The following is a 16,491-nucleotide window of genomic DNA, read 5'->3' on the forward strand; positions in this document are numbered from 1 at the left end:
ATTTAATGCTTAATTCCGCTGCGCCTCCCACTTTTCCCAAGCAAAAAAACCGCTCCCGATATGCCTTAGTGTTTATCTTGCTCTGTTTTTTTGTGGTGCTTAGCCTGACCATGGGAGCCAAGCCCATCCCGCTGGCCGTGGTTTACGACAGCTTTTTTGGCGCAGCCCAACACCCGGACAGCATTATTGTGCTGGAGAGCAGGCTGCCCAGAACGCTGCTTGGCCTGTTTGCCGGAGCCGCACTGGGCCTCGCTGGTGCACTGATCCAGGCCCTGACCCGTAATCCGCTTGCAGATCCTGGCTTGCTTGGGGTGAATGCAGGGGCCAGCTTTGCGGTGGTACTTGCCGTAGCGCTATTTAATATCCAGCAGCCTGCCGCCTTTGTTGGCTTTGCCTGCGCGGGCGCTTTAATCACCACACTTCTGGTCTATTTTATTGGCGTCTGGGGTGTGGGCAGGCTGGACCCCAGCCGCTTTATTCTGGCGGGTGTAGCGATTGGCGCGGTGATGCACGGTATTTCTTCGGGGCTGGTGCTGTTTAACCCCATGGCTTTTGATCGTATCCGCTACTGGAATGCAGGCACGCTGGATGTACGCAATCTGGATCTGGTCCTGATGGTCTTACCCGCCATGATCACCGGCAGCGTATTAGCACTCTTATTAGCAAGGCCGCTGAATGCACTCAGCATGGGTGCAGAATTATCCGTAACACTGGGTACACGGCCCTGGATTACGCAGGCCTTCAGTATTTTGGCCATTACCCTGCTCACAGGCGCAACAACGGCCATTGCGGGGCCAATTGGTTTTGTCGGCCTGATGATCCCACAGGTGGCGCGCTGGCTGGTTGGCCCGGATCAGCGGCGGATCTTGCCACTGACCATTTTACTTGCCCCTATTTTGCTGCTCGGTGCCGATATGCTGGGCCGCCTGCTGGTGCCCGGCGAGCTGCGCGTATCTATTGTCACCGCCTTTGTGGGTGCACCAATGCTGATCTGGCTGGCCCGCAAGCAGGTGCGCACATGATGGCGCGCCGCACTATCCTCATTGGCAGGCCGGATGGGACCATCAGCTTCCGCCTCAATTTTGCCGGGCTGCGCCTCGCTTTTATCCTTGCGCTGGCCTGCCTGCTGCTGGGAGTGATGGCCTTAAAACTGGGTGCATTATCGTTTTCAAACGCCGAAGTTTTTGCAGCGCTCAAAGGTGAAGGCAGCAGCCGTGCCATGATTGTGATCAAGCAATGGCGGCTGCCACGCGTATTGATGGCGCTGGTAATTGGCGCGGCATTGGGCATGAGCGGGGCTATTTTTCAATCGCTGGTGCGAAACCCGCTGGGCAGCCCCGATGTAATTGGCTTTGGCACAGGCGCACATACCGGCGCGCTGATTACCATTATTGTTTTAAATGGCGGCTATCTGCAGATTGCCACCGGCGCCATTATTGGCGGGCTGCTGACGGCACTTCTTGTTTATTTACTGGCATGGCGGCAAGGCATACACGGCTTCAGGCTGATTATTACAGGGATTGCCGTCAGCGCCATGCTGGCAGCCTTTAATACCTGGCTCAGCATTACCGGCAGCCTTGAAGCGGCCATGAGTGTGGCGCTGTGGGCAGCCGGATCGCTTAATGGCATGTCATGGGCCAAAGGCCTGCCTGCTGCGGCGTTTTGCCTCTGCTGTATGCTGCTGGCCCTGCTGCTTGGCCGCAGGATGCAGCTATTAGAAATGGGCGACGATAGCGCCAGCGCATTAGGCGTGCCTGCCGAACGCACCCGTCTGCAACTGATGGCGCTCGGTGTGGCCCTGATTGCCGCAGCCACGGCAGCCACCGGGCCCATTGCCTTTATTGCCCTTGTTGCACCACAAATTGTGAAACGGATAAGCAACACGGCAACTCTGTATCTTTCTGCCCTAATGGGCGCGCTGCTGCTGCTGCTGGCGGATATCACCGCGCAACATTTATTCTTCCCCCAACAATTTCCGGTAGGCGTTATCACGGTGAGTATTGGCGGGATTTATCTGATCTGGCTCTTACTCTGTGAAGCAAAACGCATATGACCGCAATGCTAACCCAAACCGCCCCCGCCGCCAGCCGCTTAAAGGGTGAAAATCTGCAGCTGGGCTACGGGCAGCGCGTGATTTGCGGGCAACTTAATCTGCAAATCAGCGACGGCGCTTTTACTGTCATTATCGGCCCCAATGGCTGTGGCAAATCAACGCTGCTGCGCAGCCTGGCAAGGCTGATCAAACCCTCCACAGGGCAAATCAGCCTTGATGGCAAAGATATCCACCACTACCCAGCTAAATTTGTAGCCACGCAACTTGGCCTGCTGCCACAATCTTCCACCGCGCCCGAAGGCATTTGTGTGGCCGATCTCGTGGCCCGTGGCCGCTACCCGCACCAAAGCCTGCTGCGTCAATGGAGCCGCAGCGACGAAGACGCCGTGGCCAGCGCCATGCAAGCCACAGGCATCACGGAGCTTGCCGGGCAAAATGTAGACGCACTGTCCGGCGGGCAAAGGCAACGCGTCTGGGTGGCCATGGCACTGGCCCAGCAAACATCCATTTTGCTGCTGGATGAGCCCACAACCTATCTGGATATTGCCCACCAGATTGAGCTACTGGAGCTGTTTCGTACCCTGAATGAGCAAGGCCGCACCCTGGTGGCGGTATTGCACGATCTGAACCACGCCTGCCGCTACGCCTGCCAGCTGATCGTAATGAAAGAAGGGCAAATCGTCGCCACAGGCACCCCCCGCCAGATTATGACGCCAGAGCTGGTAGAAAGTGTCTTTGGCCTGCCCTGCCTGATTATCGACGACCCGGTCAGCCACACCCCAATGATTATCCCGCGCGGCAGGCCGCATTTGCGCTGATCAAACCAATACAAAAAAATACCCCGCTTATTTTGCGGGGTATTTTTTATCAGCTCAGTGTTTTAGTCAGGATCTGATCAAGCAAAGGCCCGAGCACCGTCAGGGATTCGGGCGAGACGATGTCCTCGTGGGCGCAGTCCAGGTAGTGGACTTCCAGCTCTTCCACATAAGCCGCCCAGCGGGCCTGAATGTCCCAATCTGCGGGCAGTGTGCGGCTGGCTACAAACAGCTGTGCTTTGCCATCAAAACGGGGGGAGCGTGCGCTGGATAAGAGCCGTACGGCATCCGCGTAGTTGGCCACAATCTGCTCAAACATCTCGGTTTTTTCACGCAGCATAAATTCATCTGCGCCCTCTTCTGCTGCCAGCATAAATTGCTCGCGCTCCCTGTCCAGCTCGGTATTGGCTTCCTCTTCCGAAGGCGCGGTCCAATCCTGCTCTTCGGGCGGATACATATCAAACAACCCCAGGAAAGCGACTTGCTCACCCATGGCCTGCAGCCTTGCCGCCAGCCCGTGCGCTACCGCACCGCCAAAAGAGTAGCCCAGTAAGTGATACGGGCCTTGCGGCTGAATGCGCAGCAAATTAGCCAGATGCCGGTCGCACACTTCATCCATATTGGCGCAAGTGGCAATCACGCCGTCCGGTCTTGGCGACTGCAAGCCAATTAAAGGCCACTGGCCGGAGAGCTGGCGGGCAAAGCCGCTGTATTGCCATGCAAAACCGGAAGCAGGATGGATAAAGAACAGCGGTTTGCCAAGGCCGGCCCGCAAATAAAGCACTTCGCCAAAGCCTGCGTTATTCGGGTCATTCGCCTGCTGCTCATCGCTCAGCAGCGCGGCCAGTTTTTGCACGCTGGACGCCACCATAATTTGCCCAACCGATACCGGCCGCAGGAGTTCACTGCGCAAAGCCGCCGCTAAACGCATCGCCATCAGGGAATGGCCGCCCAGCATAAAGAAATCATCTTCGGCAGAAATAAGCGATTGCCCGAGGATTTTCGCAAAGACATTCGCAATCTGGCTCTCCAGACCTGCCCTTGGCACACGGCGGGCAGAATTCGCCATTAATACAGGCTCGGGCAAGGCTTTACGATCCAGCTTGCCATTGGCGCTTAAAGGAAACCCGCTCAGATAAACCAGCGCCACCGGTACCATATAGGCGGGAAGCACTTGCGCCAGCGCCGCAAGCACTGCCTGGGCATCAGGCGGTGACTGGTTGTCTTCGGCAATGGCATAGGCCAGCAGCTGGCGGGCATCCGCGCCTGTTGCTGCCGCCTGCACACCCAGTAAACGCGCGTGCACCACAGCACGGGCAATGCCTGGCTGCTGCAAGAGCGCCGCCTCGATTTCGCCCAGCTCGATGCGCTGGCCACGAATTTTCAGCTGATCATCGCTGCGGCCAAGGTATTCAACATCGCCCGTTGGCAAGTAGCGCACCACATCTCCCGTGCGATACATCCGCCCGCCCGCTGCAAAAGGATCGGCCACAAAGCGCCCTGCCGTCAGACCCGGCCGCCCCAGATAACCATCTGCCAGCTGCACGCCCGTCAGATATAAATCACCTGCCACACCCAGCGGCACTTCGCGCAAATAGGCATCCAGCACGCGCAGCCGGGTATTCCAGACGGGGCGGCCAATTGGCACACTGCTCGCGCGCTCTGTGCCTGCGTCTTTATCCTGCGCGGGCTTGTATGTCACATCCACGGCGGCCTCGGTCGGCCCGTAAAGATTATGCAGGGGCGCGGCAATCAGCGCAGCATAGCGATCAGCCAGCTCGCGGGGCAGCGCTTCGCCGCTGCAAAATACGCGCCTCAGGCTGGCGCAATCTGGCGATAAGGCATTGGGCTGGGCAATAAATGCGGCCAGCATCGAAGGCACAAAATGCAGCGTTGTTATCTGCTGCTCAGCAATCAGCGCCAGTAATTCTTCCGGGTCTTTATGCGCTTCAGGCGGCGCCATAAAGAGCCTGGCACCGTACATCAAGGGCCAGAAGAATTCCCACACTGAAACATCAAAGCTGCACGGGGTTTTTTGCAGCACCACATCATCGGCCTGCAGGGCATATTCATGCTGCATCCAGACCAGCCGGTTCACAATGGCGCGATGCGAAACCAGCACACCCTTGGGGCGGCCAGTCGATCCCGATGTATATAAAAGATAGGCAGCATGATCTGGCGTCAGCACCACCGCAGCCTGCTGCGGCGCTTGCCCTGGCAGGCGGTCTGCCAGCAGCAGCGGCCCCATTTCCGCAAAACGGGCAGCCAGCGTGCTGTCGCTGATAATTAAACGCGGCTTGGCGTCTGCCACCATATAGCTCAGCCGCTCATCCGGGTAGCCCACATCCAGCGGCAGATAAGCAGCGCCTGCTTCCAGCACCGCCATTAAAGCAAGGCTGAGATGAGCCGAGCGGGGCAGAGCCACTGCAACAATATCGCCCGCACCCACGCCTGCGGCTTGCAAGTGCCCGGCAAGCTGCGCCACCTCCAGCCGCATTTGCCGGTAGCTGAGTGATCTTTCCACATCCTGCAAAGCCACAGCATCCGGCGTTCGCTCTGCCTGCGCCTGCATTAAATCGCACAGGGTATGCGCGGGCAGCGGGGTGTCGGTTGCATTCAAAGATTGAATCAGGGCCTGCTCGGCCTGAATCTGCGGTTTGAAAGCAGCCCATGGAAGATCTGCATCATCAGCCAGATGGCTCAGCAACATTAAAATCCGCTCTGCCCACTGAGCCACATCCTGCACCACATCCCGGTATTCAATGACGAGGCGTAATTGCTGGCCCGGCAGCACCAGAACGGTTAAAGGATAATGGGTATAACCGCGGTTTCGCAGCGCTCCTGCCCGCAAACCGTGGTAATCCCGCGCTAACAACTCGTCCTGCTCCGGGTAGTTTTCTACCACCAGCAGGGTATCGAATAAGGTGGGCGCTCCCGCCAGGCGCTGAATTTCCCCCAAACCCAGGCCATCGTGCTCCAGCAGCTGAATCTGCTGAGCCTGCACGGCGGCTAATTGGGCGAGCAAAGGCTGATGCGGATTAAGCCGCACGCGCACAGGCAGGGTATTACTAAATAAACCAATATGCTCTTCCACGCCGGGGCTAAAACGCCCCGATACGGGCGAGCCAAACACCACATCATTACGCCCGCTCATGATTGAAAGCAGTGCAGCCCACATTCCCTGCATCATGGAATTAAGCGTTAACCCCTGCTGGCGCGCCTTTGCAGCTAAGGCTTGCTCCAGCGCATCCGGCACCACCAGCTCCAGGGTGTTCACTTTGCCGGGCTCAGGATTGTCGCCAAATAACACGGTTGGTTTCACCCCGGCCAGTACATCTGTCCAGACCGCCCTTGTGGCCGCCAGCGGACGGGCTGCCAGTTGCTTCACCACCGTTGCATAATCCACACGGGTAGCGGCTAAAGTGCCATCCCCGTAAGCGCGCAGCAAATCACCCAGCAGAATCGGCGTAGACCAGCCATCCACCACCAGATGATGTGCCGTTAAGCAAAGCGTGTGCTGATGATGGCCCTGGCGGATTAGCAGCGCGTTGAGCAGAATATCTGCGCCACCAATCACAAAATCACGGTTTAATTCCTGCTGCTCTGATCGTGCCAGCTCAGCCTGCTGCTCCGCCCCGCTTAGGTGGCTGATATCTTGCTGCACCCATGGCCAGCGGCGCCCGCGGCCACTCACCAGCGGCAAGAGCTGCAAACTGCCCGATTCATCATCAAACATCGCCGCCAGCTGAGGATGGCGATCAAGCACCGCTTCCAGCGCATCGCGCAGTCTTTCGGTATCCAGCGGGCCAAGCAGCTCAATGCGGGTAATCGAGTTGTATTTGCTGCCTGCATCGCCCAGCTGGGCATGAAACAGCAAGCCTTCCTGCAAAGGCAAAGCGGGTAAAACCGCCGCCAGTGGCCCGTAGCGCTGGCTTAAAACATGCAGCGCCGAATCGCTCACCGGCGTTTCCACGCCCACCAGCGTATCCAGCGCCAGCAAAGGCCGGGCCTGAGCAAAGTGCTTCAACCCTGCCACATAGGCGGTAAAGCGCTGATGCAGGGCGGCTATATCAGCCTTACTAAACAGCGCAGTCGCCCATGTCCAGTTCAGGGCCAGTTGCGGGCCGCTGCTGCTTTCTTCTGTAAATAAATTAACTTCCAAACCATAGAGCAAAGGCATCGTTGGGTCGGTATGCACCGCAAACGCATCGGCAAAATATCCTGCCGTGCTTTGCGGGGCCCAAAATTCGGCCGCACCCGTAAAGCGCCCCAGATAATTGAATAAGAACTGTGGCCGGTTAGCGGCTTCCAGCTTTGCGAGGCCAGGGCCGTTTTCATCATCCAGATAACGCAAAATGCCGTAGCCCAGGCCCTTATCTGCAATCCCACGGGTGCTGCGCTTGATGGCCTTTACTGCCTCTGCTGCCGCATGGTTTCCTGCAGCTACACCCGCCAGATCCAGGTTTTTCAGCTCAATCGCCAGCGGATATTCGCTGGTCAGCCAGCCTATGGTGCGGCTTAAATCTGCATGGCCGTCATCAAGCTGGCGGCCATGAGATTCCAGCGAAACACTGACGCGCGGGCTGGCAAATACCTCGCTATACGCTAAGGACACCGCAAGCAGCATCAGCTCTTCAGTCTGCGCCTGATAAGCAGCGGGCAAATCAGATAAAAGTGCTGCGCTTAAACCGGCATCCAGCAAAGTACGGCTCTGACTTGCCGAGCCATAGGTATCCCGTGCTGGATTTAACACCCGCCCGGCAGAAGGCCCGGCCAGCGCAGCCTGCCACATTGCCAGCTCCGCACGGCGGGCAGGGATTTGCCCGGCCAGCCGCTGTGCCCAATCCTGCACCGTGCATGATTCACGCAGCAGCAGCGCCGCCGTATTGTTCAGCGCAGCCTCACTGGCCTCTTGCAAATCGGCCAGCAAAATTCGCCACGACACGCCATCAATCAGCAGATGGTGCAGCACCAGCATCAGATAGCTTTCGGTTTCCCCGACAAAATGCACCGCCTGCATCATTTTTCCGGCTGAGGGTTTTAAGCTGGCGCAGGCCGCTGCAAACCGGGCATCCATCACGGCAGAGAAATCATCCTGCGGCAGTAATTGCTGCTGCTCTGGCTGCGCTGTATCCCAAGCGGCCGTGAGCAGCAAACCCTGTTCATCCGCCATGGCGCGTAAAACCGGGTGGCTGCGTTGCAGGGCGTGCAGTGCGGTGTGCAAATGAGCAGGCTGAATTTCCTTTGGAATACGTAAAAGCACACCTTGAGCAAAGCATCTGTCCAGCCCGTAATGCTCAGCAAACCAGCTCACTATTGGCAAGCGCCCCATGCGCCCTGTTGCCTCGCTGCCTGCTGTGGGTGCGCTGTCCAGCCGCTCTAAAATGGTGGCCATTCTGGCAGGTGTGCGCTGGGAAAACACATCGCGCGGCCTGAGTAAGAACCCAGCACGTCTTAGTTCTGAGCCCAGCGCCATTGCCGAAATACTATCTCCGCCCAAATGAAAGAAATCATCATCCGGGCCAAGAATTTCCAGCCCCAGCACCTTAGCTACGCCATTGCACAGCAAGCGCTCGGCATCGCTGGCAGCCGGGCGGCTCTGGCTTTGCTGAGCGGGTTTGGGCAGCGCCTGCTTATCGATTTTGCCGTTCACATTCAAGGGCCAGGCAGGCAGGATCATCAGCGCTGACGGAATCATATAATCGGGCAGCTGCCCGGCCAGCCTGGCAAGTAAATCCAGGTTTAAGCCCGGCGTATCGTGCTCTGCCGTGCAGTAGGCAATCAGACGGTGGCTGGCCCCAAGCGGCTCGGCAATCACCACAGCGCCCTTCACCCCTGGCAGCTTAAGCAGGGCGTGTTCTACTTCGCCCGGCTCAATCCGAAAGCCGCGTACCTTGATCTGAAAATCGGCCCGACCGATAAACTCCAGCAGCCCGTCGCTGCGCCAGCGGACTAAATCACCCGTGCGGTACATCCGCCCTTCTGCAAAAGGATTTGCCACAAAGCGGCTGGCGGTTTGGCCGGGGCGGCGCAAATAGCCCAGCGACATTCCTTCACCCGCCAGGTATAAATCACCCACCACGCCCTGCGCTACTGTTTGCAAGGCATGGTTAAGCACATAGGCCTGAGTATTAGCCACAGGCCGGCCGATGACCGGCTGCTCTGCCTGCGACACGCAAGCACCTAAGGCATCGATAGTGTATTCAGTGGGGCCATAAAAATTATAAACATGCAGGCGGGGATGCTGGCGCAGCTCATTCCACAGCGCCGGAGGCACTGCCTCGCCGCCTATCAGGATCAGATCAGGCACATGGCTGGCAGCGGCCAGACCGCAGCCAAGCAGCTGCTGTAATACCGGTGGCGGCACATCCAGCATATCGATTTGCTGCACCTGAATAAATTCGTGCAAGGCCTGGGCATCGCGCCGCAATTCTTCATCGCAAAGATGCAGCTCATGGCCCAAAAGTAAAAAGAACAGCGGCTCCCACGAAGCATCAAAAGAGAAAGAGGTGCTGTGCGCCGCACGCACTCTGCGCCCGCCAAGGCGCTGCATCATGTCTGCAATAAATCCATGCTGATGTGAGATCAGCAAATTAAGCAGGCTGCCGTGGCTCACCAGCACGCCCTTCGGCTTGCCGGTCGATCCGGAGGTATAAATGATGTAAGCAGGATCTGCCTTATTTAATGGCACAGCCCTATCGCTATCGCTGACCGGCTGAGCAGATAAAGCCGACAGTTGCGCCATGCATTCCGGCGAATCCAGATATATGGCCGGTGTCTGCAAAGACAGATCGCAATTGCTTAAAGCCAGCAGCAGCGCGGGCTGCGCATCGTCGCACAGCATAGCTAAACGATCTTTGGGGTAATCCAGATCCAGCGGCAAATAGGCCGCGCCTGCAGATAACACCGCCAGCACAGACACCACCGAATCCACGCTGCGTGGCAAAGCAATGGCCACAATATCGCCCCGGCCTGTACCCTGCTGCATCAGCAGGCGGGCAAGACGGGCCACTTTGGCGCTCAGCGCGCTGAAATCCAGCGTTTCCGCCCCAAAAACCAGCGCCTTATCCCCGGCAGATTGCAAAGCCTGCTGCTGAAACAAATCAATAACGGTGTTGATTTCTGGCATTGCAATCGCAGGCCCGGCTGACCATTTATCCAGCCTTGCTGTTTCGGCAGGGGCTAATAAGGCCAGCGTATCAATCGGCTCATGCGGGCTGGCCATCAGGGCATTTAAAAATGCGCTTAAACGTTCACAATGTAATGCCAGCTCTTCCGGCTGATAGTGATCGGGATTAGCGGTCAGGCTAAGCACCAGCTGCTTCTCTTCCAGCGCAATACCAAATTCCAGATCATCAACCGGGCCTGCAGCCAGAATATGCGTCGTGGCTTGCAAGCTGCCCAATTGCAGGCTTTGCTCGTAAATCTTTAAATTAATGCCTGGCCCGTACAAGGGGCGGCGGCCGGCTCCCATATCCCGCTGCACCTGCTCCGCGTCATAACGCTGGTGCCTGCGTACCCGCTGCAGCTCTAAAGCCAGGCGTTTGGCCAGCTCACAAAGGCTTAGCCCCGTATCCACCCTGAGCTGTAAAGGCAATACATTCACCACAGGGCCAATTGCATTCAGCGCGGCAGACCCCATGCGGCGCATAAATGGCACGCCCAATACCGGCCTTGCCGAGCCTGTCATCCTGGATAAATAAGCAAAAATGCCCGCCATCAGTAATTCTGGCTCGCTCACATCAGCAGGCAAGCCCGTGCTTCTTTGCAGCTGAAAGCTTTGCTTTAAGGCATTTACATTGGCAAAAGACTGGCCGCCATGATGGGCAGTCAGAGAAACCGGCTGTGCTAAACCGGCGCTGTAGTCCTGCCAGAACTGGCGGTCGCGCTGGTAAAGTGCAGACTGCTGATAGGCCTGGTATTCATCCACCACGCGGGCAAAAGAGATAAAGGGCGTGGCGCTGACCGCATGGCCTTGTTGCAAATCGGTATAGATTGCCGCAATCCGCCGTGTCAGTGCGCTAAAGCTATAGCCGTCAACGCACACATGGTGATAGCGCTGATACCAGAACCAATGCTCATTGCCCGCCTTAAAAATAATATGCCGGTACAGCGCCTGCCCCGAATCAGCCGCCTGGGCCTGATCAAGATCGGCACGCATCAGCACCAGCGCCGCAGCGCCCGCATCGCTGTGATCACTTAAATCTAAAAATTCGGCATCAGGCAGGCAATCTGCATCCACAGCCAGCGGCAAATATTGCACGGGGCCTGAATCACCTTCCCGAAAACGCGCATGCAGCGTATCTGCTTCGCTCAGGCCAAGCCGGATAGCACGTTGCAGGCAGGCCACGTCCAGTGCGCCTTGCAGCTCAGCATAATGCGCAACGGTATAGCCATTTTTTAGCGGCGATATCTGATCGGCCAGCCAAATGCCCAGCTGTGATCCAACAATGGGCAATTCCAGCCCGCTTTCTGCTGAGGAGTTCTGCGTAACAGTACTTAACAAGATGCCTATTCCCTTTAAAAGTAGACCCGCTGCGGGCAGACTAAAAATTAATGCACAGACTGGGTAACGCGAATATCCAGCCAGTTAAGCTCAATATATTCAAGGCATCGGGCATGGCTTTCCGGCCCCAATACCTTATTCCAGCCTGCAGGCACCGCAGCAAAATCAGGCCACAGGCTGTATTGCCCCAAGGCGTTTTTCAACACAAAAAAATCCTGGCTTTCATCATCAAAAGGATTAACCTGCTCGTTGCTCATGCTTTGAATCTCCGCTTAAAACCGGTTTTAAAATGGGCTGACTTCAGTACGGTATTTATTTGCACTGCGCTAATAGCCCGCTCAGCCCTTCAAGCAGGCCGCCCCGCCAGCACAACCAGTCGTGCCCGCCTTCAAACAGGCGGTAACTCACCTGATGGCCTGCCTGCACTAAGGCATCGCGCATGGTTTCATTTACATCAATCATCACGTCTTCACGGCTGCCAGCTTCCTGAAATACCTTTAATGCCCGCGCCACCGGTGCCAGGCCCGGCAATTGTTCGGCAAGCTGCCCCCTGCTCCCCGGCTTACGAATTACCGGCTGATTCAGCGGCATTTTTAAAATATCGTGGTAAGGCCACCAGAAAGAGCCTGACTGGCTGAGCACGCAGCCAAAACGCTCCGGCCAGTGCAAGGCCGCATACATGGCCGACAACCCGCCATAGCTTTGCCCGGCAATGACGGTGCGCTCCGGCTGATCACTGCAAGGTGCAATTTGCTGAATCAGCGGCAACAGCTCGCTTTGCACGGCCAGCCAGAACTGAGGGTTGCAAGGCAGCTCGAGGCTGCGCTGCCCGCCATCAATTGCATCGATCAGCACATATACGGCGGCAGGCAGCTGCCCGTCTGCAGTGGCACGGTCAATCGCCGGATACACAGGCATACGCTCAGCCCAGTGCTGGCCATCCAGCAGCAGCACAAGGGCGCGGTCGCCATCTGGCTCTCCTGTCTGGTAAACCCAGACCCTGCGCTGATTTGCCAGCATGGCGCTGTGCCAGTTCAGCAGCTTAAGCCCGGCCGGATCACCCTCGTCTTGCCCGTCTGCATACAGCCAGGCTGTCTGTGGCGGCGCTTTTGGTAAATGCAGCGCCGACATTGCAGAACGCCATGCGCCAGCGCGTGGAGATTGCAAATTCAAAGGATCTGCCTCTGCCGCCTCAGCGATTGAGCGCCACCAGCTGCGCTGATGGCTGGCCTGCTCAGCAGAGGGCGGCGCTGAAAAATCCGGCAGCCGGGATGCTGCTACGGGTATCAGGCAATAACTGCCCCGCCAGTCTGCTGGCAGCTGCACCTGCCAGTACCAGATATCGCTGCCTGCCATTCTGGCCAGCGATTGCGGGTCTGCGCTGTGGTGATCGGTCACCGAATTAACGTCGATATAAACCCGTGCCAGCTCTGAGCAAGATTCATCGCCTGCCGGATCACGCCATAGAAACGTCACCCAAACCCTGTGATCAGCACACTCCTCAATAAGCGGTGTGCCCTGCTCTGCAATCTTTAACCACCAGCTTTCACTGCCAGCATCACTAGCTTTCAATAAGCCCGTGGCTTTGCTTGCTTCTGAATTTAGTGTGCACAACATGCTGCGGCTCATCCTTTTTGCTGCTCTTGTCATAAAGGGATTATTGCACATTGTAATGAGAAGTATTATCATTTCATAGCTGAAATTTATTACATATCGCTTAAAAATCACACTATTTAGAAAACAACTGCTGATTTATTGCAGCAAAAAATGCAAGCAATTGAAATAAATAAGAAAGGTATTTGAATGGATATGCAATGAACGGCCTCGCTCCAACATGACCCGCAAGACCTGAAGCCCAAGGCATTACGCCAGCAAGCGCTCACATCAATCTCTGACGGAAACAAGAATGAAACACCCAACCCGGCATTACACATTACTGTTAGCAATCAAACTGGCCCTTGCGGGCTTAGGCGGGGCAAGCGCCGTGGCTTATGCGGATACATCGGCGGCAGAGCAGGTTTATCAGCTGCCTGCCGGCTCTTTATCTGCTCAGCTGAAACAGTTTTCCCAGCAATCTGGCATCAAGCTCAATATCGATGAAAGCTTAGTTAAGGGCTGGACAAGGCCTGCGCTCAATGGCCGCTATTCAGGCCAGCAGGGGCTGAATGCCATTCTGGCCGATACCGGCTTACAAGCTGTAGCCAGCGGAACGGGCTATCAGCTGATTGCCAACACCGCCTACTTAGCGCCTGTCACGGTAACTGGTGAAAAAATTAACCGCTCCATGCAGGAAACCACCACCGCCATCACTGTATTAAATGGTGCTGATCTGGATAAGGGCCATGTCACATCGATTTATGAAGTAGGCAATCGTGCGCCCAACGTCAATATCAATGGCGCTGGTGGCGTAAACATCCGTGGCGTGGAAGGTACTGGCCCCGCAACAGGCGTATTCAGCTTTATCTCTGGTGCACGCCCGCGCGTCAGCACCAGTGTGGATGGCGCGCCGGAAACATGGTCCGGCCAGCAGTATGTTGATTTCGGCATGTGGGATGTAGAGCAGGTCGAGATTTTGCGCGGGCCCCAATCCACCACCCAAGGCCGCAACACCATAGGCGGCGCGGTGGTAGTGAACACAAAAAATCCGACTTCCAGCTGGGAAGGCGCGGTGCGTGCCGGTTATGAAAACGAGGCTGGCCGCACACTGGGCGCAGCCATGATTTCCGGCCCGATTGTTCAGGATGAACTGGCTTTCCGTCTGGCCGCCGAAGGCATCAAAGGCAAGGGTTTTGTTGAATACCCTGGTGCCTGGCCATGGGACCCATCAGATTTTAAACGCCAGAATGTGCGGGCCAAATTGCTTTGGACACCCAGCAATATGCCTGATTTTTCGGCCAAGCTTACCGTTTCCCAGCGCGATCAGGAAGGCGAATACTTAAACCGGATTAACAGCGCTAATTATTCTGACCGCACCTATTCCAAGCTGAATTCCAGAGTAAATACCCGCACTCAGGATTCATCCAAAACCACGGCAAACGTAGACCTTGAGTACAAAATTTCTGAGAGTTTAAACAGCCATCTGCTCTACAGCCGTGGCAAATACCATGCATCCTTTAAAGAAAGCGGTGCTGACCGCTTCCAGCTGCAAATGGATGAAAACAGCAACACGCTGGAATCCCGCCTGATTTTTGATCCGCAAGGCGGCAGAGTCAGCGCGCTGGCCGGGTTTTATTACTACGACCGCCATCAGGATTTAAACGCCAGCCCTTATAACAGCGGCTTTTTTGGCACCGATAAGGTAGACACCCTCGCCGTATTTGGTGAATCCACCATCACCTTAAACAGCAGTTTTGATCTGAATCTGGGCGGGCGTATCGAGCGTGAAAGCCAAAAACGTAATGTTTTAGGATGGCCAGGCACCAATAATGAGGCACTGATCAAAACCGATATTTCCGAAACCATGTTTTTGCCTAAAGTTGGCGTCATTTACAAAGCCACCCCAGAAACATCGTTTGGCCTGACCTATCGTGAAGGCTATACCCCGGGCGCAGGCAGCATTAACTATGACGACAACCAGTTTTATGAATATGGCAAAGAAGAAGTCAGCACGATTGAGCTGAGCAGCCGTTCCAGCTTCCTGAATAAACGCCTGGCCTTAAATGCCAATCTGTTTTACAACCGCTATAAGGACTATCAGGCCTTACTGAATAATTACTTTACCAATATCCCTAAGGCAGAAAGCTATGGCCTGGAAGTCAGCGCCGACGCCAGCGTCAATTCCTCGCTTCAGCTCTTTGCATCTTTAGGCCTGCTCAGCACCAAAATCACCGAAAGCAATATTCGCAGCGCTTCCGTTGAAGGAAACCGCTTAGGCTACGCAGCCCCGGTGTCTGCCAGCTTTGGCTTTAAGCAAAAGTTTGATATGGGCTTCTTCCTGAATGGCGATATCAGCCATACAAGCGAATACTATTCAGACTTAAGCAATACAGAGCAGCTGAAAGCGGGCGATTACACCCTGGCTAATTTGCAAGTGGGCTACGACAAAGGCAATTACGCAGTACGTGCCTATGTTAAAAACCTCTTCAATAGCGATGTCATTTACCGCAAAGGCAGCCGCAATCACGAAGCAGACGCAGGTGCACCCCGCACGCTGGGCGTCACGGTAGATTACCGCTTCTGATAAAAAAAACGTCCACCTCTGCAGGTGGACGTTTTTTCTTGCCGCACTGTTTATTAAGACTTCGCCAACAAAGCCCACCATGCCGCCAGTGTGGCTTGCCCGGCAAGCCGGGCGAAGCTTAGCTCTGTACCCGCCCTTCTCCAGCTTTCCTGCAAGCTCATTACCCGGATTGAATCCAGGCCCCAGTCGATCAGATTGTCATCATCGTGTAAATCAGATGCAGGAATTTGCAAGCTGCTGGCGATGATTTGCCGCAGCTCATCAATCGAGGCAGGCAGGCTGCCGCCTTGTAATTGCTGAATTAAAGCCGTGGTGGAGGTGGTATAGCCGCAGCGCTGCGCCACGTATTCCAGCGCCATCTGATGCTCTTTGGCAGAGAAATCAGCCAGCGCATCGCCCACAAAGAACGCCTGGATATCGTGCATAAAGGCATCGCAAGCCGTCATCATGCAGCCGATATGCGCGTAAACGCCGCAAATAATCAGCTGATCACGCCCCTGGCTGCGCATGGTTTCCAGCAAATTAGAGCGCTGAAATGCGCTATAGCGCCATTTTGGCAACACAGTATCCTGCGGCTGCGGGGCAAGCTCTGCCAGAATACCTTTACGTGCAGGCTGGGCCACAAGGCCCGCTCCCCACATATCCTGCAACAGCCCGCGCTCTTCTAATGTCTGATCCGGCGTTTGCGCGGTATAGACCACAGGGATACCCAGCCTGGCTGCCAGATCCAGAATACGCCTTGTATTGCCAATTAGTTCAGGCACAGGTGCGGCAGATTTATCATAAAAATCGACAAAGTAATCCTGCATATCGTGGATCAGCAGCACAGCACGTTTTGCTTCTGGCTGCCAGCTCACACGGTTAGCAGGAAACCCGGTGGGCATTGGATAAGTACTGATTTTTGGGATGGCCATGTGGATTCTTTTCAGTGTTTAAA

General features: G+C 56.0%; 8 protein-coding genes. 4 read left to right on the plus strand and 4 right to left on the minus strand.

All coding sequences use genetic code 11. The annotated features are described in order from the left end of the window. Positions 1-5 precede the first annotated feature (5 nt). The 3 genes from fepD to HA050_RS12805 are packed head-to-tail and all read left to right on the plus strand — an operon-like array spanning position 6 to position 2,871. On the plus strand, positions 6-1,022 hold the full coding sequence (gene fepD, locus HA050_RS12795; RefSeq protein ID WP_166826703.1) for a Fe(3+)-siderophore ABC transporter permease: 1,017 nt from the start codon (positions 6-8) through the stop codon (positions 1,020-1,022). Then, a complete protein-coding gene (fepG, locus tag HA050_RS12800; RefSeq protein WP_240929064.1) occupies positions 1,019-2,053 on the plus strand; it encodes an iron-enterobactin ABC transporter permease in 1,035 nt (344 codons plus the stop codon). Before fepD ends, fepG begins: the two co-directional genes overlap by 4 nt. After that, positions 2,050-2,871: an ABC transporter ATP-binding protein gene (locus HA050_RS12805; protein ID WP_166826706.1), complete on the plus strand. Its 822-nt coding sequence runs from the start codon at positions 2,050-2,052 to the stop codon at positions 2,869-2,871. Before fepG ends, HA050_RS12805 begins: the two co-directional genes overlap by 4 nt. 49 nt (positions 2,872-2,920) lie before the next feature. Here HA050_RS12805 and HA050_RS12810 read toward each other — a convergent pair whose 3' ends face one another. The 3 genes from HA050_RS12810 to fes are packed head-to-tail and all read right to left on the minus strand — an operon-like array spanning position 2,921 to position 12,991. Then, complete coding sequence (locus tag HA050_RS12810; RefSeq protein WP_166826709.1) at positions 2,921-11,374, minus strand: non-ribosomal peptide synthetase; 8,454 nt, start codon at positions 11,372-11,374, stop codon at positions 2,921-2,923. Positions 11,375-11,421: 47 nt separating this feature from the next. Beyond that, entirely contained in the window at positions 11,422-11,631 is a 210-nt protein-coding gene (locus HA050_RS12815; protein WP_099396556.1) for an MbtH family protein, read from the minus strand. Between the two features lie 55 nt (positions 11,632-11,686). Further along, the gene (gene fes / locus HA050_RS12820) at positions 11,687-12,991 is read right to left on the minus strand and encodes an enterochelin esterase (protein WP_166826712.1); all 1,305 of its coding nucleotides are present in this window, start codon (positions 12,989-12,991) and stop codon (positions 11,687-11,689) included. A gap of 289 nt (positions 12,992-13,280) precedes the next feature. Between fes and HA050_RS12825 the strand changes: the two genes are divergently transcribed. After that, positions 13,281-15,554 (plus strand): TonB-dependent receptor, encoded by a 2,274-nt coding sequence (locus tag HA050_RS12825; RefSeq protein ID WP_166826715.1) that lies wholly within the window; start codon positions 13,281-13,283, stop codon positions 15,552-15,554. A gap of 53 nt (positions 15,555-15,607) precedes the next feature. On the opposite strand, the gene HA050_RS12830 is transcribed toward HA050_RS12825, so the two are convergent. Continuing rightward, the gene (locus HA050_RS12830; RefSeq protein ID WP_166826717.1) at positions 15,608-16,468 is read right to left on the minus strand and encodes an isochorismatase family protein; all 861 of its coding nucleotides are present in this window, start codon (positions 16,466-16,468) and stop codon (positions 15,608-15,610) included. Positions 16,469-16,491: the final 23 nt, after the last annotated feature.

Source organism: Iodobacter violaceini (genome assembly GCF_011601265.1).
In the GTDB taxonomy this organism is placed as follows: domain Bacteria; phylum Pseudomonadota; class Gammaproteobacteria; order Burkholderiales; family Chitinibacteraceae; genus Iodobacter; species Iodobacter violaceini.

What these genes read in the sequence shown, in the direction of transcription:
- fepD (WP_166826703.1), top strand. Translation starts at nt 6, where the DNA reads ATGCTTAATTCCGCTGCGCCTCCCACTTTTCCCAAGCAAAAAAACCGC.
- fepG (WP_240929064.1), top strand. Translation starts at nt 1,019, where the DNA reads ATGATGGCGCGCCGCACTATCCTCATTGGCAGGCCGGATGGGACCATC.
- HA050_RS12805 (WP_166826706.1), top strand. Translation starts at nt 2,050, where the DNA reads ATGACCGCAATGCTAACCCAAACCGCCCCCGCCGCCAGCCGCTTAAAG.
- HA050_RS12815 (WP_099396556.1), bottom strand. Translation starts at nt 11,631, where the DNA reads ATGAGCAACGAGCAGGTTAATCCTTTTGATGATGAAAGCCAGGATTTT.
- fes (WP_166826712.1), bottom strand. Translation starts at nt 12,991, where the DNA reads ATGTTGTGCACACTAAATTCAGAAGCAAGCAAAGCCACGGGCTTATTG.
- HA050_RS12825 (WP_166826715.1), top strand. Translation starts at nt 13,281, where the DNA reads ATGAAACACCCAACCCGGCATTACACATTACTGTTAGCAATCAAACTG.
- HA050_RS12830 (WP_166826717.1), bottom strand. Translation starts at nt 16,468, where the DNA reads ATGGCCATCCCAAAAATCAGTACTTATCCAATGCCCACCGGGTTTCCT.